General features: G+C 54.2%; 23 protein-coding genes and 1 other RNA gene. 7 read left to right on the top strand and 17 right to left on the bottom strand.

Features of this window, described 5'->3' with window-relative positions:
- Positions 1-6: 6 nt before the first annotated feature.
- The 3 genes from JY391_RS11975 to JY391_RS11985 form a co-directional block, all read right to left on the bottom strand.
- On the bottom strand, positions 7-633 hold the full coding sequence (locus JY391_RS11975) for a ferredoxin-like protein (protein ID WP_060569687.1): 627 nt from the start codon (positions 631-633) through the stop codon (positions 7-9).
- Between the two features lie 464 nt (positions 634-1097).
- Entirely contained in the window at positions 1098-1307 is a 210-nt protein-coding gene (gene fumD, locus JY391_RS11980; RefSeq protein ID WP_042282732.1) for a fumarate hydratase FumD, read from the bottom strand.
- Positions 1308-1517: 210 nt separating this feature from the next.
- A complete protein-coding gene (locus tag JY391_RS11985; RefSeq protein WP_211934365.1) occupies positions 1518-1718 on the bottom strand; it encodes a hypothetical protein in 201 nt (66 codons plus the stop codon).
- Here JY391_RS11985 and ynhH point away from each other — a divergent pair.
- The 3 genes from ynhH to lpp all read left to right on the top strand — a co-directional run bounded on the left by ynhH (position 1692) and on the right by lpp (position 3852).
- Positions 1692-1886, top strand: coding sequence for a protein YnhH (gene ynhH / locus JY391_RS23885; RefSeq protein ID WP_248316086.1), 195 nt, complete (start codon positions 1692-1694; stop codon positions 1884-1886). The two genes, JY391_RS11985 and ynhH, sit on opposite strands and share 27 nt — an antisense overlap.
- 7 nt (positions 1887-1893) lie before the next feature.
- Entirely contained in the window at positions 1894-3306 is a 1413-nt protein-coding gene (gene pykF / locus JY391_RS11990; RefSeq protein WP_042282731.1) for a pyruvate kinase PykF, read from the top strand.
- Between the two features lie 309 nt (positions 3307-3615).
- A complete protein-coding gene (gene lpp, locus JY391_RS11995; RefSeq protein WP_001082307.1) occupies positions 3616-3852 on the top strand; it encodes a murein lipoprotein Lpp in 237 nt (78 codons plus the stop codon).
- A 68-nt stretch (positions 3853-3920) separates the two neighbouring features.
- On the opposite strand, the gene ldtE is transcribed toward lpp, so the two are convergent.
- From ldtE to JY391_RS12035, 8 genes are all read right to left on the bottom strand, one after another.
- A complete protein-coding gene (ldtE, locus tag JY391_RS12000; RefSeq protein ID WP_211934366.1) occupies positions 3921-4916 on the bottom strand; it encodes a L,D-transpeptidase LdtE in 996 nt (331 codons plus the stop codon).
- Positions 4917-5047: 131 nt separating this feature from the next.
- Positions 5048-5464 carry a cysteine desulfuration protein SufE gene (gene sufE, locus JY391_RS12005; protein WP_200033109.1) on the bottom strand — a complete coding sequence of 139 codons (417 nt, stop codon included), beginning with the start codon at positions 5462-5464 and terminating at the stop codon, positions 5048-5050.
- 12 nt (positions 5465-5476) lie between these two features.
- Complete coding sequence (sufS, locus tag JY391_RS12010) at positions 5477-6697, bottom strand: cysteine desulfurase SufS (RefSeq protein WP_211934367.1); 1221 nt, start codon at positions 6695-6697, stop codon at positions 5477-5479.
- Positions 6694-7965 carry a Fe-S cluster assembly protein SufD gene (gene sufD / locus JY391_RS12015; protein WP_211934368.1) on the bottom strand — a complete coding sequence of 424 codons (1272 nt, stop codon included), beginning with the start codon at positions 7963-7965 and terminating at the stop codon, positions 6694-6696. Before sufD ends, sufS begins: the two co-directional genes overlap by 4 nt.
- On the bottom strand, positions 7940-8686 hold the full coding sequence (gene sufC, locus JY391_RS12020) for a Fe-S cluster assembly ATPase SufC (RefSeq protein ID WP_060569680.1): 747 nt from the start codon (positions 8684-8686) through the stop codon (positions 7940-7942). The genes sufD and sufC overlap by 26 nt, the downstream gene beginning before the upstream one ends.
- A 9-nt stretch (positions 8687-8695) precedes the next feature.
- A complete protein-coding gene (gene sufB / locus JY391_RS12025) occupies positions 8696-10183 on the bottom strand; it encodes a Fe-S cluster assembly protein SufB (RefSeq protein ID WP_211934369.1) in 1488 nt (495 codons plus the stop codon).
- An 8-nt stretch (positions 10184-10191) separates the two neighbouring features.
- Positions 10192-10560 carry a Fe-S cluster assembly scaffold SufA gene (gene sufA, locus JY391_RS12030; protein WP_042282717.1) on the bottom strand — a complete coding sequence of 123 codons (369 nt, stop codon included), beginning with the start codon at positions 10558-10560 and terminating at the stop codon, positions 10192-10194.
- Between the two features lie 463 nt (positions 10561-11023).
- A complete protein-coding gene (locus JY391_RS12035) occupies positions 11024-11905 on the bottom strand; it encodes a LysR family transcriptional regulator (protein ID WP_229264046.1) in 882 nt (293 codons plus the stop codon).
- 122 nt (positions 11906-12027) lie between these two features.
- Between JY391_RS12035 and JY391_RS12040 the strand changes: the two genes are divergently transcribed.
- The gene (locus tag JY391_RS12040) at positions 12028-12876 is read left to right on the top strand and encodes a Vmh family MBL fold metallo-hydrolase (protein ID WP_211934370.1); all 849 of its coding nucleotides are present in this window, start codon (positions 12028-12030) and stop codon (positions 12874-12876) included.
- Between the two features lie 72 nt (positions 12877-12948).
- Here JY391_RS12040 and JY391_RS12045 read toward each other — a convergent pair whose 3' ends face one another.
- The 3 genes from JY391_RS12045 to ydiJ all read right to left on the bottom strand — a co-directional run bounded on the left by JY391_RS12045 (position 12949) and on the right by ydiJ (position 16700).
- Positions 12949-13137 carry a YdiH family protein gene (locus JY391_RS12045; RefSeq protein WP_042282711.1) on the bottom strand — a complete coding sequence of 63 codons (189 nt, stop codon included), beginning with the start codon at positions 13135-13137 and terminating at the stop codon, positions 12949-12951.
- A 99-nt stretch (positions 13138-13236) separates the two neighbouring features.
- Positions 13237-13647: a 1,4-dihydroxy-2-naphthoyl-CoA hydrolase gene (menI, locus tag JY391_RS12050; protein WP_060569676.1), complete on the bottom strand. Its 411-nt coding sequence runs from the start codon at positions 13645-13647 to the stop codon at positions 13237-13239.
- Positions 13644-16700 (bottom strand): D-2-hydroxyglutarate dehydrogenase YdiJ, encoded by a 3057-nt coding sequence (gene ydiJ, locus JY391_RS12055; protein ID WP_211934371.1) that lies wholly within the window; start codon positions 16698-16700, stop codon positions 13644-13646. The genes menI and ydiJ overlap by 4 nt, the downstream gene beginning before the upstream one ends.
- Before the next feature lie 213 nt (positions 16701-16913).
- On the opposite strand from ydiJ, the gene ydiK reads away from it, so the two are divergent.
- Positions 16914-18026, top strand: coding sequence for an AI-2E family transporter YdiK (gene ydiK / locus JY391_RS12060; RefSeq protein WP_205611953.1), 1113 nt, complete (start codon positions 16914-16916; stop codon positions 18024-18026).
- A 186-nt stretch (positions 18027-18212) separates the two neighbouring features.
- Positions 18213-18320, top strand: an RNA gene (rprA, locus tag JY391_RS12065) — antisense sRNA RprA.
- Here rprA and JY391_RS12070 read toward each other — a convergent pair.
- Together JY391_RS12070 and JY391_RS12075 are read right to left on the bottom strand one after the other, a co-directional pair.
- A complete protein-coding gene (locus tag JY391_RS12070; RefSeq protein ID WP_211934372.1) occupies positions 18317-20686 on the bottom strand; it encodes a glycoside hydrolase family 3 N-terminal domain-containing protein in 2370 nt (789 codons plus the stop codon). The genes rprA and JY391_RS12070 overlap by 4 nt on opposite strands.
- Positions 20687-20692: 6 nt before the next feature.
- Entirely contained in the window at positions 20693-20911 is a 219-nt protein-coding gene (locus tag JY391_RS12075) for a hypothetical protein (protein ID WP_211935840.1), read from the bottom strand.
- A 291-nt stretch (positions 20912-21202) separates the two neighbouring features.
- On the opposite strand from JY391_RS12075, the gene aroD reads away from it, so the two are divergent.
- A complete protein-coding gene (gene aroD / locus JY391_RS12080; protein ID WP_211934373.1) occupies positions 21203-21961 on the top strand; it encodes a type I 3-dehydroquinate dehydratase in 759 nt (252 codons plus the stop codon).
- A 51-nt stretch (positions 21962-22012) separates the two neighbouring features.
- On the opposite strand, the gene ppsA is transcribed toward aroD, so the two are convergent.
- The gene (gene ppsA / locus JY391_RS12085; protein ID WP_042287426.1) at positions 22013-24391 is read right to left on the bottom strand and encodes a phosphoenolpyruvate synthase; all 2379 of its coding nucleotides are present in this window, start codon (positions 24389-24391) and stop codon (positions 22013-22015) included.
- Positions 24392-24412: the final 21 nt, after the last annotated feature.

Genomic DNA, 24412 nt, shown 5'->3' on the forward strand with positions numbered 1-24412 from the left:
TAAGACTCAAACAGTAATATCTTTCCACTCAATGATTTTTAATGCCCCGGTCGGGCAGGCATTGGCGCATTCACCGCATAAAATGCATTTTGACGATTTTTTCGTTTCGCTATTGACGGTGGCCATCATCCAGGGACAAGCGGTGGTGCAAGCGCTACAGCCAATACAACGTCGATGATCAACAGCAATGCAGCCGTCTTTCTGCTGCCAGGTGATCGCCCCGACAGGACAAACATTCATGCATTGTGGATCTTTACATTGGCGACAGGTATCCGGTGTATAGTTCAGATCGCCATACAGGCCGCCGCCGGAACCGACACCCTCATCACCGAAGAAATAATTCCGGTGAATTTTGATGCGGGAAAAGAAGGTCCCTACCGCGCCATCGTTATAATTGGTGCAGGAGATTTCACAGCGGTGACAGCCGGTACAACGCGCACGCTGCGTCACCAGTACTCCTTTCGGCGTGTTAATCAACCCGACGGTGCCGCTGTCCACATCTTCCTGCTTACAGCCAAAAAGCGACAGCAGCGCTGGGGCAATGGTTAGCCCCGCCAGACCTTTTCCCGTCAAACGCAAGAATTCCAGCCGCGTTAAACCTGGATTTAATATTGGACGATCAACCTGGTTCATTAATTTCGCATCCTCTTCGTAAACGCAGTGTTGACAACCGTAACCAGGCCAATTTCTCATACGTCAAACAGCGCCCTGACGTTGTCTCCCACAGCTGAAGTTCCTGCCATAACCGAATCGAATAAATGACATAATTTAACGCAAACTTACTAATCCTTTAGGGTTAGGCGAAATAAATAATGGGTTTATTCGGTATGTATAACTTTGATCGTTATCAACTAAATTGGGGAAGGGAAATAATAAAAAAGAAGTGATATTTATTCTCATTTAGATGAGATGAAGCGGCATTTCATTAATTTCAAATTAATTGTGAAGCTGTTCCCAATATTAACCCTGACAGTCAAAAATAGCGTTATGCTCAGTTTAAACGTTGACGCATTATATTATTGACATTCGATACAGTATTGCAGCTTAAAATTTCCAGTAATTTTGATAAGGGATGCCGCCATCCCTTATTATATGGATTATCCTGCCAGCGCGTTGATTACCGTTTCCATAGCCCGTTTTTCCAGTTCAGAGCGTTGAATACGCTGATTAGCCAGTGAGGTACGTAAAACACCGGCGATGACAATATGCTTCGGTTCTTGACCCAGATCGCGCATTTCCAGCACCACTTTTCCCACGACTCTGCACATCTCCCGGTACAGCTCATCATCTTTTGTCAGGTTTCCCATTTTTGTCTCTCCGTTGCAGGCTACTTGCTTACAGCATATAACACCTGACGAATGAAGACAAAAAGCTAAAGAAAATCAATTAACTAACTGGAGCGCTATTCCGGCATCCGCCAGGGTCTGCTCACCGACGATGGGCTGACGGATGCTGTGTCCGGGAATAAATTGAAATGAATAAAAAAGAATTTGGTTATAACCAGGAAGAATATCTCATTATTGCGCAACTGAACCATAAATTGCGCGAATGATTTTGGGCAATACGTTTCCTTTAAATACAGTTTGTTGTGAAACTGCCCAGATGTATTTTGAAACGCTGTTTTCATTTTCCTTTTTGGAAAAAAACAGCGTATAATGCGCGCCAACTGTCTCTTGAATGGTTTCAGCACATTGGCCTGTAAAACTCAGCGTACACAAAACGTCCCTTTCCGTTGGGCTGAAACACAAGCACACATTCCTCTGCACGCTTTTTCGATGTCACCTATCCTTAGAGCGAGGCATCACCACTTTCGTAATACCGGTTTCGCTTCCTGGCGGTGCGCGCCGGAAGCCAGCTTCCCATATCCTTCTCAACTTAAAGACTAAGACTGTCATGAAAAAGACGAAAATTGTTTGCACCATCGGCCCGAAAACCGAATCTGAAGAGATGTTAACCAAAATGCTGGACGCGGGCATGAACGTCATGCGTCTGAACTTCTCTCACGGTGATTATGCAGAACACGGTCAGCGTATCCAGAACCTGCGCAACGTCATGAGTAAAACCGGCAAGAAAGCCGCGATTTTGCTGGATACCAAAGGTCCGGAAATCCGTACCATCAAGCTGGAAGGCGGCAACGACGTGTCCCTGAAAGCAGGCCAGACCTTCACTTTTACCACCGACAAATCCGTTGTGGGTAACAGCGAAATCGTCGCTGTAACTTATGAAGGTTTCACCGCTGACCTCGCCGTCGGCAACACCGTACTGGTCGACGACGGTCTGATCGGCATGGAAGTGACCGCCATCGAAGGCAACAAAGTGATTTGTAAAGTGCTGAACAACGGCGACCTGGGCGAGAACAAAGGCGTAAACCTGCCGGGCGTCTCTATCGCCCTGCCAGCCCTGGCGGAAAAAGATAAACAGGATCTGATCTTCGGCTGCGAGCAAGGCGTTGACTTCGTTGCCGCATCCTTTATCCGTAAGCGCTCTGACGTGGTTGAGATTCGTGAGCACCTGAAAGCGCACGGCGGCGAAAACATCCAGATCATCTCCAAAATTGAAAACCAGGAAGGCCTGAACAACTTCGACGAAATCCTCGAAGCGTCCGACGGCATCATGGTTGCCCGTGGCGACCTTGGCGTAGAAATCCCGGTCGAAGAAGTGATCTTCGCGCAGAAGATGATGATCGAAAAATGTATCCGCGCGCGTAAAGTGGTGATCACCGCGACGCAAATGCTCGACTCCATGATCAAAAACCCCCGCCCAACCCGCGCAGAAGCTGGCGACGTGGCGAACGCCATCCTCGACGGAACCGATGCCGTCATGCTGTCCGGCGAATCCGCGAAAGGCAAATATCCGCTGGAAGCGGTCTCTATCATGGCGACCATCTGCGAGCGTACCGACCGCGTGATGACCAGCCGTCTGGACTTCAACAACGACAGCCGTAAGCTGCGCATCACTGAAGCCGTGTGCCGTGGTGCTGTTGAAACCGCTGAAAAACTGGAAGCGCCGCTGATCGTGGTCGCGACCCAGGGCGGTAAATCTGCACGCGCCGTGCGTAAGTACTTCCCGGATGCGACCATCCTGGCGCTGACTACCAATGAAGTGACCGCACGTCAGTTAGTGCTCAGTAAAGGCGTTGTGCCGCAACTGGTCAAAGAAATCAATTCTACGGATGATTTCTACCGCCTGGGTAAAGAAGTTGCCCAACAGAGCGGTCTGGCACAGAAAGGCGACGTGGTCGTGATGGTTTCTGGCGCGCTGGTTCCGAGCGGCACCACTAACACCGCCTCTGTTCACGTGCTGTAATAATTCCTGTGTGAATTAATTGGTTTAAAAAAGCGCCCTCGGGGCGCTTTTTTTATTTCATCAATAGCCGCTATTAATAAAAAAGCAAATCGGATTTCACTATCTAACTGCCGATTATCTAAGACGAATCCGATGGAAGCAGCCTGTTTTCCCTCAGTTTTTTAGATACATTCCGACATTTCGATGCTTCTTTGAGCGAACGATCAAAAATAAGCATCTTCTCATCAAAAAAATATTCTCAACCTAAAAAACTTTGTGTAATACTTGTAACGCTACATGGAGATTAACTCAATCTAGAGGGTATTAATAATGAATCGTACTAAACTGGTACTGGGCGCGGTAATCCTGGGTTCTACTCTGCTGGCTGGTTGCTCCAGCAACGCTAAAATCGATCAGCTGTCTTCTGACGTTCAGACTCTGAACGCTAAAGTTGACCAGCTGAGCAACGACGTGAACGCAATGCGTTCCGACGTTCAGGCTGCTAAAGACGACGCAGCTCGCGCTAACCAGCGTCTGGACAACCAGGCTACTAAATACCGTAAGTAATAGTACCTGCGTAATAAAAATGGCGCACATTGTGCGCCATTTTTTTTGCCCTTCGTTTGCCTTTCCTGCTACTGCGTTTGCGTTTCTTGCGTTACCCCACCATTCTGCGCTGACTGTACCACGGGGGTTGCCGCCACCGCTGGCGTCTGTCCGGAAGAAACGGCTACCGGATACCCGGCGCGCCGGTACAATGCTTTGTCCACCAGCGTGTTGTCGACCTCTTTCATCGCTTTGAACTGGGTGAAACCGGCAGGCAGAACATACGGCATGGTCTGCACATTCTGTTCCTCTTCCGGCGACAGCGGTCGGTGAACTTCAACATACCGCATACCGTTCGGCTCAACGGCGTATTTCACCGGCTCGTTGATGACCTTAACCGGCGTTCCGGATCGTACCGAAGCGAACAGCGCTTTAATGTCTGGCGCATTCATACGAATACAGCCGGAGCTGACGCGCAGCCCGACGCTGTCCGGCTGGCTGGTGCCATGGATAAGGTATTCACCGTTGCCATGCGCCAGACGCAGCGCAAAACGTCCAAGCGGGTTATTCGGCCCGGCAGGGACGACCGCAGGCAGGGTTATTCCCCGCTCAAGAGAGCGCTTGCGGATGCCCGCTGTCGGCGTCCACGTCGGGTTCGGTATTTTCTGCCCTACCCGCGTTTCCATCACCGGCGTTTCCAGCCCCTCCAGACCAATACCGATAGGATAGACCTGCACGATATTTTCCCCCGGCGGGTAATAGTACAGACGTAGCTCTGCGAGATTCACGATGATCCCTTCACGCGGCGCGTCGGGCAACAGCATTTGCGACGGGATAGTGATTAACGTACCGGGTTTCGGCACCGGAGCGATGGTATTGTTAGCCTCCAGAATGAGCATCGCGGCGGTATCAAAGCGACGGGCGATGGCCTGGAGATTTTTATCCCCCGCCTGCACCGTATACGTTTGATTCTGACCAATGAGACGACTTCCTGCCGGCGGCAGTGGATAATCCACCGCCCAGGCAGCCTGTAAAGCACTGTAAGCGCCGATAAGCATAAGTGTTAATAAAGACGCGCGTTTCATATGTCACCCCCCTGGCGTTGATGCCGGACGGCAGTGAATGCCGCATCCGGACTACGAGGCTCGCGAACCTGCAAGCCTGACAAGACGCACCTGCGTCCTGTCAGGTATTTTACAGCGTGCGTCTGTTAAGTTTAGCTAAGAGTTGCAGCTTTGGTGCGAATCGCGCGGATCATCGCTTCAAGCCCCTGGGAGCGGGACGGGGTGAGATGTTGGGTGAGCGCCATTTTTTCGAACCACGGGCGGACATCAAAATTAACAATATCCTGCGGCGTCATCTGGTGATACAAAATAAACACCACCGCAATCAGCCCCTTTACGATGGCCGCATCGCTGTCGCCCTCAAGCTCAATCATTCCCTGCCCGTTCTGGCGCATCACAATCCAGACCTGGCTCTGACAGCCCTCAATTTTATTATCAGCAACGCGATCGTTTTCAGACAGCATCGGTAGTCGCTGACCCAGCTCGATAATATACAGGTACTTTTCTTCCCAGTTCGCGCAACGTTGAAAATTACGTAATAACTTCTCTTTATCCGGCAACGCGGCCATAGTGCCTCCCTGTTATCCCAGTAAGCGATGAATACGCTGCAGCCCGGTCACCAGACGATCCACTTCTTCATGGGTGTTATACATTGCCAGTGACGCGCGACACATCGCCGGAACCTGATAAAACGCCATCAGCGGCATAGCGCAATGGTGTCCGGTACGGACAGCAATACCGTAGTTATCAAGGAAACTACCGACATCATAGGCGTGATGGTGACCGAGATTAAACGCGATCACGCCAAGCCGGTTATGCGGGCCGTACAGCGTTAGGTCAGGCACCGCCGCCAGTTGCGCCAGCGCGTAATGCATCAAATTCTGTTCGTACTCGCCGATGTTTTCCAGCCCCAGCGCTGAGACATATTCCAGCGCGGCGCCCAGGCCGATAATTCCTCCGGTATTCGGCGTACCCGCCTCAAAACGCCACGGCGCTTTCGTCCAGGTGGTGCCCTGGGTCAGGCTGACCGTAGCGATCATTGAGCCGCCCCCTTCCCACGGCGGCATCGCCTGCAGGATGACGTCTTTTACGTACAGTACGCCGATACCGGTCGGGCCGTACAGTTTATGCGCGGAAAAAACGTAGAAGTCGCAGTCCAGCGCCTGAACATCGACCGGGTGGTGCATGACCGCCTGCGCGCCGTCCACCAGGACTTTAGCCCCGTACTGATGGGCCAGCGCGGTGATTTCAGCGATCGGATTCTCGGTGCCTAACACGTTCGAAACATGGGTAATGGCCAGCAGGCGGGTTTTCTCGTCCAACAGCGATGGCAGACTTTCAAGCTGGAGCGTTCCGTCGGTATTGAGCGGAATTACCCGCAGCTCAGCCCCCACGCGTGCGCATAGCATCTGCCAGGGCACAATATTAGCGTGGTGCTCCATTTCGCTGATAATGATGTTATCGCCACGGTGAACGTTTTCCGGCCCCCAACTGTTGGCCACCAGATTGATGCCTTCCGTGGTGCCGCGAACGAACACCAGTTCCTCCGCTGAGCGGGCGTTAATAAACAGCGACGCCAGTTTGCGAACGTTCTCCATTCGTTCCGTCGCCTGGGCGCTCAGAGTATGAATACCGCGATGCACCGCCGCATAGCCATGGCGGTAGAATTCCGCCTCCGCGTCGATAACCTGACTGGGCTTCTGCGCGCTGGCGGCGCTATCAAGGTACGCCAGCGGCAGACCGTTGACTTCTCGCGTAAGCACGGGAAAATCCGCACGCACGTTGTCGATAGAAAATGTCATGCTCTGCCTCCCGGCAGGCGCTGGCCGATTCGCGCCAGAACCTGTTGCTTCAGCGCCTCGTCGCCGATGGCTTCCGTCAGTTCAGCGGCAAAGGCATAGAGAATCATCTGCTGGGCGTCCTGCTGGCCGATCCCGCGCGAGCGCAGATAGAACATCTGTTCATCGTCAATGCGCCCCACCGTCGCGCCATGGCTACACTTCACGTCGTCGGCGTAAATCTCAAGCTGCGGTTTGGTATCCACCTCGGCGAGTTTACCCAGCAGCAGGTTATTGTTGGTCATCTGACCGTCGGTTTTGATCGCGTATGGGGCAACGTTAATCAGACCGTTGAAGACCGCGCGCCCTTTATCGCTGACAATGGTTTTATGCAGCTGACGGCTGTTGCAATAGCCTTTGTTGTGCTCAAGCCAGGTGCGGGTATCACAGACTTCATTTTTCACCGGCATCGCGAGGCTGTTGATTCGCAGCGTCGTGTTCTCACCGTTCAGCCGGGTGCTGGTGTTATGACGCAGTACCGCATCCCCCAGCAGAAAACTGTGGCTGTGCGCCGAGGCGTCCGCCGCCATTGAAATATCATTATGGGCGAAGTGATGGCTTAACGGATTTTCAAACGCCAGCTTCACGTGATGCAGATGCGCGTTGGCTGCCACATTCATTGTCAGACGCGCGCCGGTAAAGTGTCGCGCGTCATTGAGGCTCACGTAATGTTCAATGACCGTTGCTTCTGCCCCTTCCGCCAGTTCCAGATGATGACGATAATGAGCGGTGTTCACCTCATCGTCGCCCACGCCCTGCGTAATGTGCATCAATAGCAGCGGCTTGTCAGGACGCTGATTACGCTTAACGTGGATATGGGTTACGCTGTGCGCCAGGCTTTCGGTGAGATGCAGAAACACCTCCGGCTGCACCGCGTCAGGCAGCGTCTGGCGCTCATCGTTGATCGCAACGTCAAAGCCGCTATTTTCACAGCTGTCGCTCAGCGTCGGACTGAATTTCCCATCAACAAAAACCAGACGCAGCGCATCAATTTGTAGCGCCAACGCATCCCGCTGCGCCGTCCCAATGTCCGCGAAGCGGCTGACGAACTGGCTGTTGATTAATCCTTCCAGCGGCGTGTATTTCCAGTTTTCATGTTTCCGCGTCGGCAGGCCCAGTCGCAGTAATTGCTGTAAGTGCTGTTGCGCCTGGGTGGAACGCGACTCGCCCTCGGCTTCAAACAGATGATGCCACTGCTGCAACGCATTACTGCTGTTCGGTAAGCCAGCCATATCCCTGCTCCTCCAGTTGTTTGACCAGGGTGAAATCGCCAGACTTCACAATCCGCCCCTGATACAGGACGTGGACAAAATCAGGTTTGATATAGTCAAGGATGCGCTGATAGTGCGTAACGATGATGAATGCGCGCTTGCCGTCCCGCAGGGAATTCACGCCATCGGCGACGATTTTCAGGGCATCAATATCCAGCCCGGAATCCGACTCATCCAGAATACACAGCTCCGGCTCCAGCACCGCCATTTGCAGAATGTCGTTGCGTTTTTTCTCGCCGCCGGAAAAACCCACGTTGACCGAGCGGGTCAACAGATCTTCCGGCATTTTCAGCAGCGCGATTTTCTCTTCCATCAGGTCCTGAAAATCAAAACGGTCCAGCGTCTCCTGGCCGCGATAGCTGCGCACCGCGTTAAGCGCCGTTTGCAGGAAAAACTGATTGCTGACGCCGGGAATTTCCACCGGGTACTGAAAGGCCATGAAAATGCCTTCACCGGCTCTCTCTTCCGGCGCCAGCGCCAGCAGATCTTTACCTTTAAACGCGACAGAACCGCCGATTACCTCATAATCTTCGCGTCCTGCCAGCGTCGCGGAAAGCGTGCTTTTACCGGAACCGTTCGGTCCCATGATCGCGTGCACTTCGCCGGGACGAACCTCAAGGTTCAGCCCACGCAGGATCGCTTTATCTTCGACACTGACCTGTAAATCTTTAATATTTAACATGATACTTCCTTAACCGACGCTGTGTTCAAGGCTAATAGCTAATAGTTTTTGTGCTTCGACGGCAAACTCCAGCGGCAATTCGGAGAACACGTCTTTACAGAAGCCGTTGACGATCATCGAGATCGCATCTTCTTCGCTGATACCGCGCTGCAGGCAGTAGAACAGCTGATCTTCACCGATACGCGAAGTTGTCGCTTCGTGCTCGAGCTGGGCGCTGTTATTACGGCATTCGACGTACGGGAAAGTATGCGCCCCGCAATCCGCGCCGATCAGCATTGAATCGCACTGGGTAAAGTTGCGGGCATTGGTCGCCGTCGGCATGATTTTCACCAGCCCACGATAGCTGTTCTGGCTGTGCCCGGCGGAGATCCCTTTCGAAATGATGGTCGAGCGGGTATTTTTACCGATATGGATCATTTTGGTGCCGGTATCGGCCTGCTGGTGCCCGCTGGTCAACGCCACGGAATAAAACTCGCCAATCGAGTTGTCGCCACGCAGAATACAGCTCGGGTATTTCCAGGTGATCGCCGAGCCGGTTTCCGACTGGGTCCACGACATTTTGCTGTTTTCCCCTTCGCACAACGCGCGTTTGGTAACGAAGTTGAGGATCCCGCCGGTATTGTTATCACCCGGGAACCAGTTCTGCACCGTGGAATACTTCACTTCGGCGTCTTTATGGATGATCACTTCCACGACTGCGGCGTGCAGCTGATAGCTGTCGCGCACCGGTGCTGAACATCCCTCGATATAGCTGACGTAGCTGCCCTCATCCGCCACAAGAATGGTGCGTTCAAATTGCCCGGTTTTTTCCGCGTTAATGCGAAAATAGGTGGAAAGCTCCATGGGGCAACGTACGCCCTTCGGCACATAAATGAAGGTACCGTCTGACGCCACGGCGGCGTTTAGCGCGGCAAAAAAGTTATCGTTCGCGGGGACTACCGTACCAAGGTATTTCTTCACCAGTTCCGGGTGATCATGGATCGCCTCGCCGAAAGAACAAAAAATAATGCCTTGTTCCGCCAGCTTTTCCCGGTAGGTGGTGGCGACTGAAACGGAGTCAAAAATAGCGTCGACCGCCACTTCCCGCCCTTCGCGCACAGGCACGCCAAGCTGCTCAAACGCGGCCTCCACCTCTTTACTGAGGAACGCGTTGGCGCCCGTTTGCTGAACCGCTCCCGGCTGTGATGCGCAGGTGTCGTCGCAGTGACCGCATGACGGCGCAGAGTAATAGCTGTAATCCTGATAATTCAGCCTATCGTAGTGGGCTTTCAGCCAGTGCGGTTCAGCCATTTCTACCCATGCCCGGTAGGCATTGAGGCGAAAGGCCAGCATCCACTCTGGTTCGTTACGTTTTGCAGAAATCGCGCGCACCACGTCTTCGTTAATTCCTTTCGCCAGCTCATCAGTTTGTAACTGGGTAAAGAAACCTTCTTTGTAGTTCAGCGGGCCGCCGGTCCAGGTTTTGACATCGTCAGTTGCTTCAGTATTACGAGACATAGTACCGCCTATACCCCAAAGCTTTCGCCACAGCCGCATTCGTTCTGGGCTTTCGGGTTATGAAATTTGAATAACTGGTTTAATCCTTCCCGGACATAATCGACTTCCGTCCCGTCGATAAACGGCATCGCCTGAAGCGGGACGTAAAGTTTCGCGCCCTCGTATTCGAACAGCAGATCGTCCTTTTCAGGCTCACTGACCGTATCCAGCACGTAACCAAAGCCAGCGCAGCCGGTCTGTTTAACGCCCAGGCGCACGCCCAGCATTCCCGGCTGTTTGGCCACCAGTTCGCGAATATGCGCGGCCGCCGAAGGGGTTAGCGTTAATCCGCGCCAGGCAAAATCGTCTGGGTTAAATGTTCCTGAATGCAATTCCATAGAATGACCTCGCGTAATGAGCCATCAGGCTATAACACCATGTTAGTGATAATGATTATCACTTCAACCCCTCAACAGCAGGGGCATTCCCCTTAATCACCCTTTTTAACGGCTTTTATTAAGCATAGACCTTGCTACGCGGGTTATAAGTCAGGGTGAGTTTTTTGCAATTGTTTGAAAAATAAAGCGTTCAGAAAAAATCATCGACCAGGGTGGTCAAAAAAGGAAAGATGTATAGAAAATGTCTATTTCACGGATAGGCAGTGGCGCGTGATTGTCGTAAAGAAAAAAACCCTTAAGGCTGTTCATCACAGCCTTAAGGGTTCCCGCCCCATCCGGCGCTTATCTCCGGCACTCGCAATGGCTTAGCTCTTGAAGGGGCTTTAAGAATATTCTCATATCGTCAGCGATCAGTTTTAACACTAATTGCGATCCGCGCATTTTGTATGGCGGATCAATTTCTTCAGTTTACTGAGAGTATGTCTTTCACCGCGTCCAGCAGCAGTCGTAGCCCCGCCGACTGGTGCGCGCGGGAAAGATACAAGCCGTACACCGGCAAAGGCCGGGGTTTATGCCCGGGCAGCAAAGGCACCAGCGCACCGCTTGTTAACCCTTCTCGCGCCTCTTTTTCCGGTATCAACGCCACGCCCATTCCTGCCAACGCCGCCTCGCCTAAAAGCGAGGAAATCCCGGCGCTGAGGTTACCTTTTATCGCGACCGAAACCGCCTCACCGCGGGCATCAAGAAAGCGCCAGGATTTCCCGGCAAACCCGCTGTAATAAAGGCAGTTATGACGGGTAAGGTCGTCCGGTGTTTGTGGCGTACCATGTTGCTTCAGATAAGCAGGCGATGCGCAAAGCACTGATTCACAGTTGCCAAGACGACGAGCGATAGTACCCGGCTCCGGCGCGTCGGTAATACGAATAGCGAGATCGATTCGTTCCCCAACCAGACTCACGGGCTGGTTATTAATCTCGACTTCAATCCGCAGATCCGGGTAGCGGGTTAAAAATGCTGGCAGTACCGGCGCAAGAATATGCATCGCCGTAAAATGGGCACAGGCGACACGCAAGGTTCCGGAAGGCATACCTCCCGCCGCAACCGCGCCAATGCCCTGAGAAAGCTGCGCCAACGTGCGGGTCTTTAGCAGGACCTCTTCGCCAGCAGGCGTGATGGTGAGCCTGCGTGAAGAACGGTGGATCAGTCGTGCGCCAGCCCATTTTTCCATTTCCTCAAGATAGCGGCTGACCATCGGTCTGGAAAGTCCGAGCGCTCGCGCCGCGGCGCTCATACTGCCTAAATCACAGATGTGATTAAATACCGTCGCCGCCATCACTCTGTCCACTTTACCTCCATCCGATCGTTTTATGAAACTCAGCATGTCCTGTTTAAGGAATTCTAACAGATCGGGATTGACTTAAAATGCGTAGCCTTAAGACAACACTTCATCTGCAAAAGGTTACTGTCATGAAAATAAAAACCCTGACGGCACTGACGCTGCTCGCTTCACCGGTCTTTGCCGCCCCACTGCATCTTGAGGTGTATAACCCTCAGGAGAACGCCATTTTCCCGGTCTCTTCCACGCTGGTATCCGGACCAACGGAAGCCATTTTGTTTGATGCGCAGTTCAGCACTAAAGATGGCGAAAAATTACTTAAGATGATTCAGGCCAGCGGTAAGTCACTGAAAGCCGTGGTCATTACCTCGGGCGATCCGGACTTTTACTTCGGTCTTGAGCCGATTGTGAAAGCCTATCCTCAGGTAAAAGTGCTGGCGACGCCTGAAGTGGTCAAACATATTCAGGAAACAAAAGACGCAAAGCTGCAATACTGGGGACCGCAGATGAAGGACGGCGTGCCGAAAACCATCACCGTACCGCAGGTCACTACCGGGACGCGTTTTCACATTGACGGAGAAACACTGGAACTTCGCCATCCTGGCAACTATGCGGCTTATGTCTGGATCCCGGCAAATCGGGCGATTCTGGGCGGTACCGGCGTCGCGTCCGGGATCCACGTCTGGACCGCTGACACTCAATCTGAAAAGCAACGTACGGCCTGGCGCGACGTGCTGAGCGAAATGCGCAGCCTGCAGCCGACTCAGGTGATCCCGGGTCATTACCTCGGCGCACGACCCGCCGGTGATACGGCGATCCGCTTTACCCAAAATTATCTGCAAACGTTTGAACACGCGCTGGAGGCGAAAAAAGGGTCAGCTTACGTTATCGAAACCGTAAAGGCCGCGTGGCCCGGGCTGGCAGATGAAAGCTCGCTGGCATTGAGCGCAAAGGTGAACAGTGGTGAAATGACGTGGTAATGGCGTTTATTCGTCGACAAAAAATAACCCCGACCAGAGGCCGGGGCATTCTCTATGAGGTGCATCGCTGAATCAATGAACGCCAAGGCGCCAGGCAAAATAGATCTCTTCCTTCAGTTCAGTCGAAGAAAGCGTCAGTAAATCGGCAAACTCCAGCTCAAGCTGTTTCAGTCTTTTAAGGTATTGGGCTGGTGAGAGCTCGGTTTTATCACGACGTAAAAATTCAATTGCCAGTTGGGCCGGGTCTAATTGGCTAGTCATATCATCCTCGCTTATGGTCAAAACATGCACATTGTATCACTTTCCGCTGCGCAAATAATGACCAAAAGCAATATAGATCACATTTTTTTGGTGACAACGTCACACAATAGCCGTCGTTAAGCGTGATGTGCAGCATAAACGCTGCTGCTCATCATAGATATCGATTTGCCAGACCTGATGGCGTGAACCGGTGTGTATCGCCCTACAGACCCCTTTCACGCGCCCTTCCCGCGCCGAACGAACATGGTTGGCGTTAATTTCCAGTCCGACCACTTTTTGTTCGCCCTCAGTGCAGAGATACCCGGCGACGGAGCCGATGCTTTCGGCCAGCACGACAGACGCGCCGCCGTGCAGCAGACCAAACGGCTGCTTTGTTCGGCCGTCAACAGGCATAGAGGCTTCAAGCGTATCCGCGCCGATCTTTTCAAAGCGAATGTCCAGTAACCCAACCATGTTGCCCTCGCCCATTGCGTTGAGCGCGTCGAGTGTGACGTCACGTTTCCAGATCATCCCATTATCTCCAGTAGTGCCTGTACAGGATGGCGTACGCCCGTGCCTTCCACCCGCTTCACCTGGCTGCGGCAGGAATACCCCGTCGCCAGGCAGCGGTTACGGGGCAGTCGCTCCATCGCCTGATGCCAGGACAGTTCATAAATCCCCAGGGAACTGGCATGATTCTTAGCCTCATGCCCGTAAGTTCCGGCCATACCGCAGCAGCCGACGCTGACATTTTCCAGTTTCGCGCCAAAGCGAGCAAAAATTGACGCCCACTGCGCAGGCGCGCCGGGAAGCGCGGTGACCTCGGTACAGTGGCCAAAGAAGTACCACGGCTCGCCGCTGATTTCTCCCATAGCCTTCGGGGCCAGCGCTGTCGCCAGCCACTCGTTGGCCAGCTGTACGTGAAAATCACCGCGCTGCTCGCCGAGCGCGAGCGTATATTCATCGCGGTAGCAAAGCACCAACGCCGGATCGACCCCCACCATCGGCATCCCCAGTTGCGCCACACGGTTTAAAAACTCAGAGGTCTTTTTAGCCGTTTTCGCAAAACGGGTCAGGAAGCCTTTAATATGTTGTGCCTTACCGTTTGGCGAAAACGGCAGCAGTACCGGCTGGAAACCTAACTTTTCGATCAGGCGTACAAAATCCGCCACAACCCGAGCGTCGTAGTAACTGGTGAACGGATCCTGCACCACCAGCACTGTATTCGCTTTTTGCGTATCGCTAAGCGCCTCAAGCTGCTCAAGCGTCATGTTGGCCGAACGGTGTCCTACCATTTGCTGCTGCAACGACGGCGTCGACAGTAGCGGCAGATCCACCATGCCGATGTGTTTTGCCGACAGCTTGCGCACCAGCGGCTGGTTAATAAAGAAGTTGAAGGTCTTTGGCGCGCGCGCCATCAGCGGCGCATAGGTTTCTACTGTCGCCACCAGATGATCGCGCAGCGGACGTAAGTAGCGCGTATGGTAAAGCTGCAGGAAACGCGAACGGAATTCCGGTACGTCAATTTTGATCGGACACTGGGTCGAACAGGCTTTACAGGCCAGGCAGCCGGACATCGCCTCTTTGACTTCATGCGAGAAATCATATTCGCCCTTACCCGCGTGCCAGGTATTACGGGTCCGGGCGATCAGCGAGCGTAAGCTGGGACGTTTATTCGCCAGCGCAGTTTCGAGGCGCACCGGATCAACACCGCGATCCGCCAGCAAACGCAGCCACTCACGCACCAGGGTCGCTCGCCCTTTCGGTGAATGGATACGGTTGAGACTGATTTTCATCGACGGACACATCGGGCTTTTCGCATCGAAGTTAAAGCACAGTCCGTTTCCGTTGCACTCCATCGCCCCACGCCAGGTTTGACGCACCGCCAGCGGGATCTGCCGGTCATACGTGCCGCGCTTGAAGGCGTCCACTTTCATCATCGGCGCGTCCACGCCTTCCGGCGGACAGATTTTCCCCGGATTCAGGCGGTTCTGCGGATCAAATACCGCCTTCACTTTACGCAGTTCCGCATACAGCGCGTCGCCAAAAAACGCCGGACTGTACTCGGCGCGAAACCCTTTGCCGTGCTCACCCCAGAGCAGGCCGCCATACTTCGCCGTCAGCGCCACCACTTCATCGGAGATTTGCTTCATCAGTACTTCCTGCTGCGGATCGCACATGTCCAGCGCCGGACGCACATGCAGAACGCCCGCGTCTACGTGGCCAAACATGCCGTAGCTCAGACCGTGACCGTCGAGCAAGGCGCGAAACTCGGCAATGTAATCGGCAAGATGCTCCGGCGGTACGCAGGTATCTTCGGCAAATGGGATGGGTTTCGCCGCCCCTTTCGCGTTGCCCAGCAGACCCACCGCTTTTTTGCGCATCGCATAAATACGCTCTACGCCCGCCAGATCGGCGCAAAGCTGCCAGCCAATCACCCCGGCTTCTCCATGGGCGATTAATCCGTCCAGCCGCTCACACAGTGCCGCCACCTGGCCGTCAATTAGCGCTTCGTCGTCACCGGCGAATTCAACGATGTTCAGGCCAAGCATCTCTTTGTCCGGCACATCGGTGATTAATTCGCTTACCGAATGCCAGACGATATCTTCCCGTGCCAGGTTCAGCACTTTCGAGTCGACGGTTTCGACGGAAAGCGCTCTTGCCTCTACCATAAACGGCGCATTGCGCAGCGCGGAGTCAAAAGAGTCGTATTTGACGTTCACCAGTCGACGAACCTTCGGCAACGGCGTAATGTCCAACCGGGCTTCGGTAATAAAGGCCAGCGTCCCTTCCGAACCGGTGAGAATTCGGGTCAGATCGAACTCGGTCATGTCGTCGTTAAAAACATGCCGTAAGTCGTAGCCGGTAAGAAAGCGGTTCAGTTTGGGGAAGTTATCCATGATAAGCTGGCGATTGTCGCGGCAGCGTTCAAGGACCGTGCGATAGATACGTCCAATGGTGGTATGACTTTCCCCCAACGTTTCCGCCAGCGCTACCGGCAGCGGCTGCGTGTCGAGAATATCGCCGCCCAGCAGCACAGCGCGTACGCCCAGAACGTGATCGGAGGTTTTTCCGTAGACCAGCGATCCTTGTCCGGAGGCATCGGTATTGATCATCCCGCCAAGGGTGGCCCGGTTGCTGGTTGAAAGCTCCGGAGCAAAGAAATAGCCGTACGGCTTGAGGACCTGGTTCAGTTGGTCTTTAATCACCCCCGCTTCGACCCGCACCCAACCTTCTTCCGGATTGATTTCAATGATCCGGCTCATGTAGCGGGACATGTCCACGATAATGCCCTGGTTCAACGCCTGCCCGTTGGTTCCGGTACCGCCGCCGCGCGGGGTAAACACCAGCGAGGTGAAACGCGGTTCGGCGGCCACTCGGGCTATCAGCGCCACATCCGCCGTTGAACGCGGGAAAACGACGGCATCGGGAAGAAGTTGATAAATACTGTTATCTGTCGACATCGTCAGACGATCGGCGTAGCTCGTTGCCGTATCGCCAGTAAACCCTTGTTGCTCCAGCTCTTGCAAAAAATTGAGCACCAGTTGAACGACGCCAGGTGCCTGAGAAATTTGTGGAATCATTATTCTGACCCTTTCCTGCGGTCTGTATTGTGAGGTTATCGTTTGCCTTGGTTGATTCATTTGTTGTATCACATTTTTTTCTTATACGCTCAACAGAAATACTGGCAGAATCCGCCTGTTAAAACGCGCTGAAACTGCGCATGATTATGTGATGCGTTTCGCGTGTTCACGTCGCGTCAACGTTCTGACGCACTACAAAGGTGAAAAGAGTTTATGGTCAATGTTCGTCAGCCCAGGGATATCGCGCAGGTGCTGCTGTCGGTGCTGTTCCTTGCCATCATGATTGTGGCGTGTCTCTGGATTGTTCAACCTTTTATTCTGGGCTTTGCCTGGGCCGGTACGATTGTTATCGCCACCTGGCCGGTTTTACTACGCTTGCAAAAATTACTCTGGGGCCGCCGTTCTCTGGCGGTGCTGGTCATGACGCTTTTACTGGTGTTGTTATTCGTCATTCCTGTCGCACTTCTGGTGAACAGTATCGTCGATGGTAGCGGCCCGCTGATCCACGCCATAACCGGTGGCGACATGACGTTGCCGGATCTCGCCTGGTTGAACAGCATTCCGCTGGTTGGCGCAAAACTGTATGCCGGGTGGCATAACCTGCTGGAGATGGGCGGCGCGGCGATCATGGCGAAGGTACGTCCTTATATTGGCGCAACGACCACCTGGTTTGTCGGACAAGCGGCGCACATCGGCCGTTTTATGATGCATTGCGGACTGATGCTGTTGTTCAGCGCCCTGCTGTACTGGCGGGGTGAACAGGTGGCGTTGGGTATTCGTCATTTCGCCTGCCGTCTGGCAGCCAAACGCGGCGACGCGGCCGTGCTGCTCGCCGCACAAGCGATCCGCGCGGTGGCGCTGGGCGTGGTGGTCACCGCTCTGGTTCAGGCGGTGCTGGGCGGGATTGGCCTGGCGATTTCCGGCGTACCGTATGCGACGTTGCTGACGGTGGTGATGATCCTCTCCTGCCTCGTCCAGCTTGGCCCGCTTCCGGTATTGATTCCGGCCATTATCTGGCTTTACTGGAGCGGCGACACCACCTGGGGAACCGTACTGTTGGTATGGAGCTGCGTGGTAGGTACGCTTGATAACGTCATCCGCCCTGTGCTGATTCGTATGGGCGCGGATTTACCGCTTATTCTGATCCTTTCTGGCGTTATTGGCGGCCTGATCGCCTTCGGCATGATTGGCCTGTTTATCGGCCCGGTTCTGCTGGCGGTTACCTGGCGACTGTTCTCCGCGTGGGTACATGAAGCGCCACCGCCAACGGATGAGCCAGAAGAAATTCTCGAAGAACTGGCGGAGATTGACGATCTCAACAAGTAACTCTCTTTCGGGCGACAGATGTCGCCCGAATGTTTAGCATTGCTTATTAATAGGCTGCTGAATTTTTCACATCCCCCCTATTACGGCTTCCGCTCTCCGGGTTTCTGTCGCAAATTCTTTACAGTTTTTAAACTATTGAGACGAATCTGATCGACGCTAAAACGTCGCATGCCCTACTATTAGCTCACGGTTATAGATCAACACATTGATTTATAAGCATGGAAATCCCCTGAGTGAAACAACGAATTGCTGTGTGTAGTCTTTGCCCATCTCCCACGATGGGCTTTTTTTTAACCATGATTCACTTCACACCGGCTCAGCATCCGCCAGTTCTCTGGCATGACTCGCGTTTCGCCCGAGACGTTCACCGTCGCGCTTTCCCAGATCCTGGCGGAGGAATTGCCGATCATCAGCTCAAACTCGCCTGGCTCGACCACACGTTTGCCGTCCCTGCGGGTAAAATTGAGCATATCGACAGGCACATAAAAGGTTAGCGTCGCCCGTGCGCCAGCATCCAGTTCTATGCGCTGAAAGGCTTTCAGTTCTTTTATCGGCCTGACCATGGAAGCCGCTTGGTCGCGAACGTAGAGTTGTACCACCTCGCTTCCCCTGTGTATCCCATCGTTGCTTGCAGTGACCGCAATCGCGATTTCGCCATCCATCCCCACCGCCGGTGTCAACAGAGTGACGGCTTCACTGGAAAACTCGCTCCAGCCCTTACCATAGCCAAAGGGATAGCGGGAACCAAAATGAAAGGCAAACGGTGTTCCGCCACTTTTCAACTTGTGATTGTAATAATATGGCATAGCGCCCGCGCTTTTCGGCACGCTCACCACCAGTCTTCCCTGTGGTTCAGCGCGTCCGGTCAACACGTCGGCGATGGCCCATCCCCCTTCCTGACCCGGCGCCCAGGCCATTAGCAATGCAGCGATCTTATCCTCCAGCCCCTGCAGGTTGTAAGGTCTGCCACCGGTCATCACGACCACCACGGGTTTTCCGGTCGCCACCAGCGCCTCGAGCAACTGCTGCTGAACACCGGGCAGAGTAAGACTATCAGTATCGGACCCTTCACCTACCGTGCCGCTCTGAAACAGGCCAGCCAGATCGCCAACGCAGGCAATCACCACTTCACTCCGTTGTGCCGCGCTCACTGCGTCTGGAATAAGGGACGTGTCGAACGAAACGGGCGAGGCCTGCATTGGCTTACCGCTGCTGTCGCCCGGAAATACGGGGGCGCCTGCCAGCCGTTTTTCAATGATATGACACCCTTTGGCATACAGCACAGCGTCTTCACCGTAATAGCAACGCAGCGCGGCAAGGGGTGTGGTCACCTGCGCGGTCTTATCCATCTCATCGCTAATGATCAGATGCACCGGGAAGCTGTAGCCGCTGAGCAACGCCAGCGGGTCGTCTGCCGTTGGGCCCACTACCGCAATTCGCGGCTGCCCCTGCAACGGCAGGATGCCGTTATTTTCCAGCAGGGTCAGCGAACGGGTTGCCACTTCCCGGGCAATCTGGCGCGTCCCTGCGGACTGTAACGCAAGCGCCGTTTCATCAGCATAAGGCTGTTCAAACAGGCCCAGGCGGAATTTTTCCGTCAGAATGCGCGAAACGATTTCATCAATTTTCGCCATACCGATCAGTCCCCGTTCAACCGCCTCCGCCAGATGGCGGGCGCAGTCGTCTTTTGGCAGCTCCACATCCAGTCCGGCATTAAAGGCCAGCGCCGCCGATTCCGCCGCATCGTGAGAAACGCCATGATGCTGATGCAATAAACTTACGCCGCCATAATCCGCCACGATAATGCCGTCAAATCCCCATTGCTCACGTAGCAGCGTGGTAAGCAAAAAAGCGTCGCTGTGACCGGGTTGATTATCAATGTCATGGTAGGCGGGCATCACAGAGCCTGCATTGGTCAGCTTCACGGCCATTTCGAAGGGAAGCAGGAACGTATCGTTCAGTTCACAGAAGCCCAAATGTACCGGCGCATGGTTACGGGCCCCTTCGCTGAAGGAGTGACCGACATAATGCTTCAGAGTGGCTAACAGATCGCGCTTTTCGCCCTGTAACCCTGCGACATACGCGCAGCCCATCACGCCAACCAGCCAGGGATCTTCGCCAAAAGTCTCTTCGGTTCTTCCCCACCGCACATCGCGTGAAACATCCAGAACCGGCGCCAGTCCTTGTCGGCAGCCGGTCGCGCGCGCTTCAAGGCCGATCTGCCGGGCCGCGCGCCTCACCAGTTCGGGATCCCACGTCGATCCGTAATTGAGCGACGAAGGAAACAGTGTGGCGCCCTTACACAGCAATCCAACCAGACACTCTTCATGAAACAACGCCGGAATACCCAGCCGCGTTTCTTCTACAAGCATTTTCTGTAAGCGGTTTGCGGCGCGTACCCCCGTTTTCGCGTCAACAATATGCGTACCCAGTGGACGCGTTATCTGCCCGACGCCGATCTTCAGTCGCTCATTCAACGCCGCCTGTTTACTCACACCGGCAAACTCATCGCTCATATCGCTACGCTCCTGATGATGGCCCTCCTCCGACAGCACCAGCCAGTAAGCGTGCATCTGGGCAAATTTTTCTTCCGGCGTCATACGTCCCAGCAGGTCGGCGACACGCGCCTGTACCGGGCGATTTGCATCCTTATAGATCATCCAGGTTTACTCCTGTATCGCGTTATTCAGAGCGGGAGAGGACAGACTCTCCCCTGCGTTGTTGAGGTCGCGCTTCCGCGCCAGTTCGCGCGCAACGCGATCGGCGGTTTGGCTGTTGAGTTTGTAAAATATCAGTAACAGCGCCATTCCCAGGAGCGCACTGGCCATATCGCCAAGACCGTAATCGATTTTATCGCGGGCAGAGAGAACAGAGGTTATTGTCATTGTTGTGCCTTAATGTCAGAAAATACCCCATTAACCAGGAATATCATTAACACTGCCGAACACGTTGCAGAATTCAGTATTGGAGGGAGAAGAAAAGGTCACAATTGCGGAAATAAACAGCGTTATTACGTTATTTGGTTAATGTGAGCTGCCGCACTACAGCGCCGAAAGCGCGACGCTTTCTTCCTTTTTCCTTCGCGATAGCGAATAATCATTAGCGCCTTTATCGCACGACGGGCGAAGGGGCTGTGGCCTGGCGGATCGGGTTCCGTAATTGATAAAAGGTATTTAATGAAAACCGTAACCGTAAAAAACCTTGTGATTGGCGAAGGAATGCCGAAAATTATCGTGTCGCTGATGGGCAAAGATATCGACAGCGTGCGTTCCGAGGCGCAGGCCTATCGCGACGCGCAGTTTGATATCCTCGAGTGGCGCGCCGACCATTTTACAGCCATCACCGAAAAAAACGCGGTTCTTGACGCGCTCAGCGCTATCCGTGACGCGCTTCCGGACACGCCGCTGCTGTGTACCTTCCGCAGCGCGCAAGAAGGCGGTGAGCAGGCGATCTCTACCGAAGCGTATGTCGCACTGAACCAGACTTTCATAGACAGTGGGCGCGTGGATATGATTGACGTGGAACTGTTCACTGGCGATGCCCAGGTACAACGCCTGGTCACCCATGCCCATGCGCGAGATATACGGGTGGTGATGTCTAATCATGATTTTAATAAGACGCCCGCCGCTGAAGAGATTATCCAGCGTTTACGCAAAATGCAGGCGCTGGGCGCCGACATTGCCAAAATCGCCGTGATGCCGCAAAGCACGCGGGATGTATTGACACTGCTCAGTGCGACGCTGGAGATGCACGAACGCTATGCAGATCGGCCTTTGATTACGATGTCGATGGCAAAAGACGGTGTGATTTCACGTCTGGCGGGAGAAACGTTTGGATCCGCCGCGACGTTTGGCGCGGTGAAAAAAGCCTCGGCGCCGGGGCAGATTTCGGTGCATGACCTGCGCACCGCGTTAACCATTTTGCACAATGCCTGAGCAGACATTGCGCCTGTTACGGATGGCGGCGAACCGCCATCCGACTTCCGTTTACTTCTTCAGTTCGGCCAGACTCAGCCAGGTCTGAACGACGGTGTCCGGGTTCAGCGACAGGCTGTCGATCCCTTCTTCCATCAGCCAGGCAGCAAAGTCCTCATGGTCGGACGGTCCCTGACCGCAAATGCCGACGTATTTACCCTGCTTCTTCGCTGCGCGAATCGCCATCGACAGCAGTGCTTTCACCGCGTCGTTACGCTCATCAAACAGCTCAGACACCACCCCGGAGTCACGATCCAGACCCAGCGCCAGCTGCGTCATATCGTTTGAACCGATGGAGAAGCCGTCAAAGTATTGCAGGAACTGCTCTGCCAACAGGGCGTTGGAAGGGATCTCGCACATCATGATGATCTTAAGCCCGTTCTCGCCGCGCTTCAGTCCCTGACGTTCCAGCTCCTCCACTACCGCTTTCGCCTGTTCAACGGTCCGGACGAACGGAATCATGATCTCAACGTTGGTCAATCCCATGTCGTTACGTACGCGTTTCACCGCTTCACATTCCAGCGCGAAGCAGTCACGGAAACTATCCGACACGTAACGGCCTGCGCCGCGGAAGCCCAGCATCGGGTTCTCTTCATCCGGCTCATAGCGCTCGCCGCCGACCAGGTTCGCGTATTCGTTAGACTTAAAGTCCGACAGGCGCACGATGACGCGCTTCGGATAAAACGCCGCCCCCAGCGTGGCGATGCCTTCCGTCAGGCGGCCCACGTAGAATTCACGCGGGGAATCGAAGCCCTTCATCATCCCGCGGATTTCGTTCTGAAGCGCGGCGTCCTGATCGTCAAACTCCAGCAACGCGCGGGGATGCACGCCAATCATGCGGTTAATGATAAATTCCAGACGCGCAAGGCCAACGCCTTCGTTGGGCAGGCAGGCGAAGTCAAAAGCGCGATCCGGGTTACCCACGTTCATCATCACCTTCAGCGGCAGATCTGGCATCGTATCGACGCTGGAACTTTTCACGCTGAAGTCGAGCAAATCAGCATACACATAGCCGGTGTCGCCTTCAGCGCAGGAAACAGTCACCTTTTCGTCATCCTTCATGCGCTCGGTAGCATCACCGCATCCAACGACCGCCGGGATCCCCAGTTCGCGGGCAATGATCGCCGCGTGACAGGTTCGACCGCCGCGGTTGGTAACAATAGCCGCGGCTTTTTTCATGATCGGTTCCCAGTCCGGGTCGGTCATGTCGGTGACCAGCACGTCGCCGGGCTGGATGCGGTTCATCTCACTGATGTCATGGATGACTTTCACTGTACCCGCACCGATGCGGTGACCAATGGCGCGGCCTTCGGCGATGATTTTGCCCTGCGCGTGAAGCGTGTAGCGCTCCATCACCTGACCGCGGGAGCGTACAGTTTCCGGGCGCGCCTGTACGATAAACAGCTTGCCGGTGTGACCGTCTTTCGCCCACTCGATGTCCATCGGACGACCATAGTGTTTCTCGATCTGCACCGCCTGCTTCGCCAGTTCCTGTACTTCCTCATTCGTCAGAGAGAAAACGTCACGCTGTTCCTGCGGCACATCCTCGATAGTGACCTGCTTGCCATGCTCCTGAGTCGGCGCATAGATCATGCGAATTTTTTTCGAGCCCATGGTACGGCGCACAATCGCCGGGCGGTTTGCCGCCAGCGTCGGTTTATGCACGTAGAATTCATCCGGGTTCACCGCGCCCTGCACCACCATCTCGCCAAGGCCCCAGGCGGAAGTGATGAACACCACCTGATCGAATCCGGATTCAGTATCAATGGAGAACATTACCCCGGACGAAGCGAGATCGGAACGCACCATGCGCTGAACGCCCGCAGAGAGCGCCACGCCACGGTGGTCATACCCCTGATGGACGCGATATGAAATTGCGCGATCGTTAAACAGCGAAGCAAAGACGTGCTTCACCGCCACCAGTACTGCATCAAAGCCCTGGACGTTGAGGAAGGTTTCCTGCTGGCCGGCAAACGAGGCGTCCGGCATATCTTCCGCCGTCGCCGAGGAGCGCACGGCAAAAGAAGCCTGGTCGTCATCCGCAGAAAGCTGTGCGTAAGCATCGCGGATGGCGTTTTCCAGCTCTGGCTGGAAAGGAGTGTCGATAATCCACTGGCGGATCTGCGTACCTGCCTTCGCCAGCGCGGAGACATCATCAATATCCGTTTTATCCAGCAGTTCATAAATGCGCTGGTTTACACCGCTTTGGTCGAGAAACTGATTAAACGCATCGGCGGTTGTGGCAAAACCATTCGGCACGGAAACACCCATACCGGAAAGGTTAGTAATCATTTCACCCAGGGAGGCATTTTTGCCCCCAACTCTGTCTACATCATTCATGCCGAGTTGGTTATACCAAAGCACCAGCGGTGACGAGCCATTGTTGGACATCGAACAATCCTTTTGTGATAA

Source organism: Citrobacter sedlakii (assembly GCF_018128425.1).
Lineage (GTDB): Bacteria > Pseudomonadota > Gammaproteobacteria > Enterobacterales > Enterobacteriaceae > Citrobacter_A > Citrobacter_A sedlakii.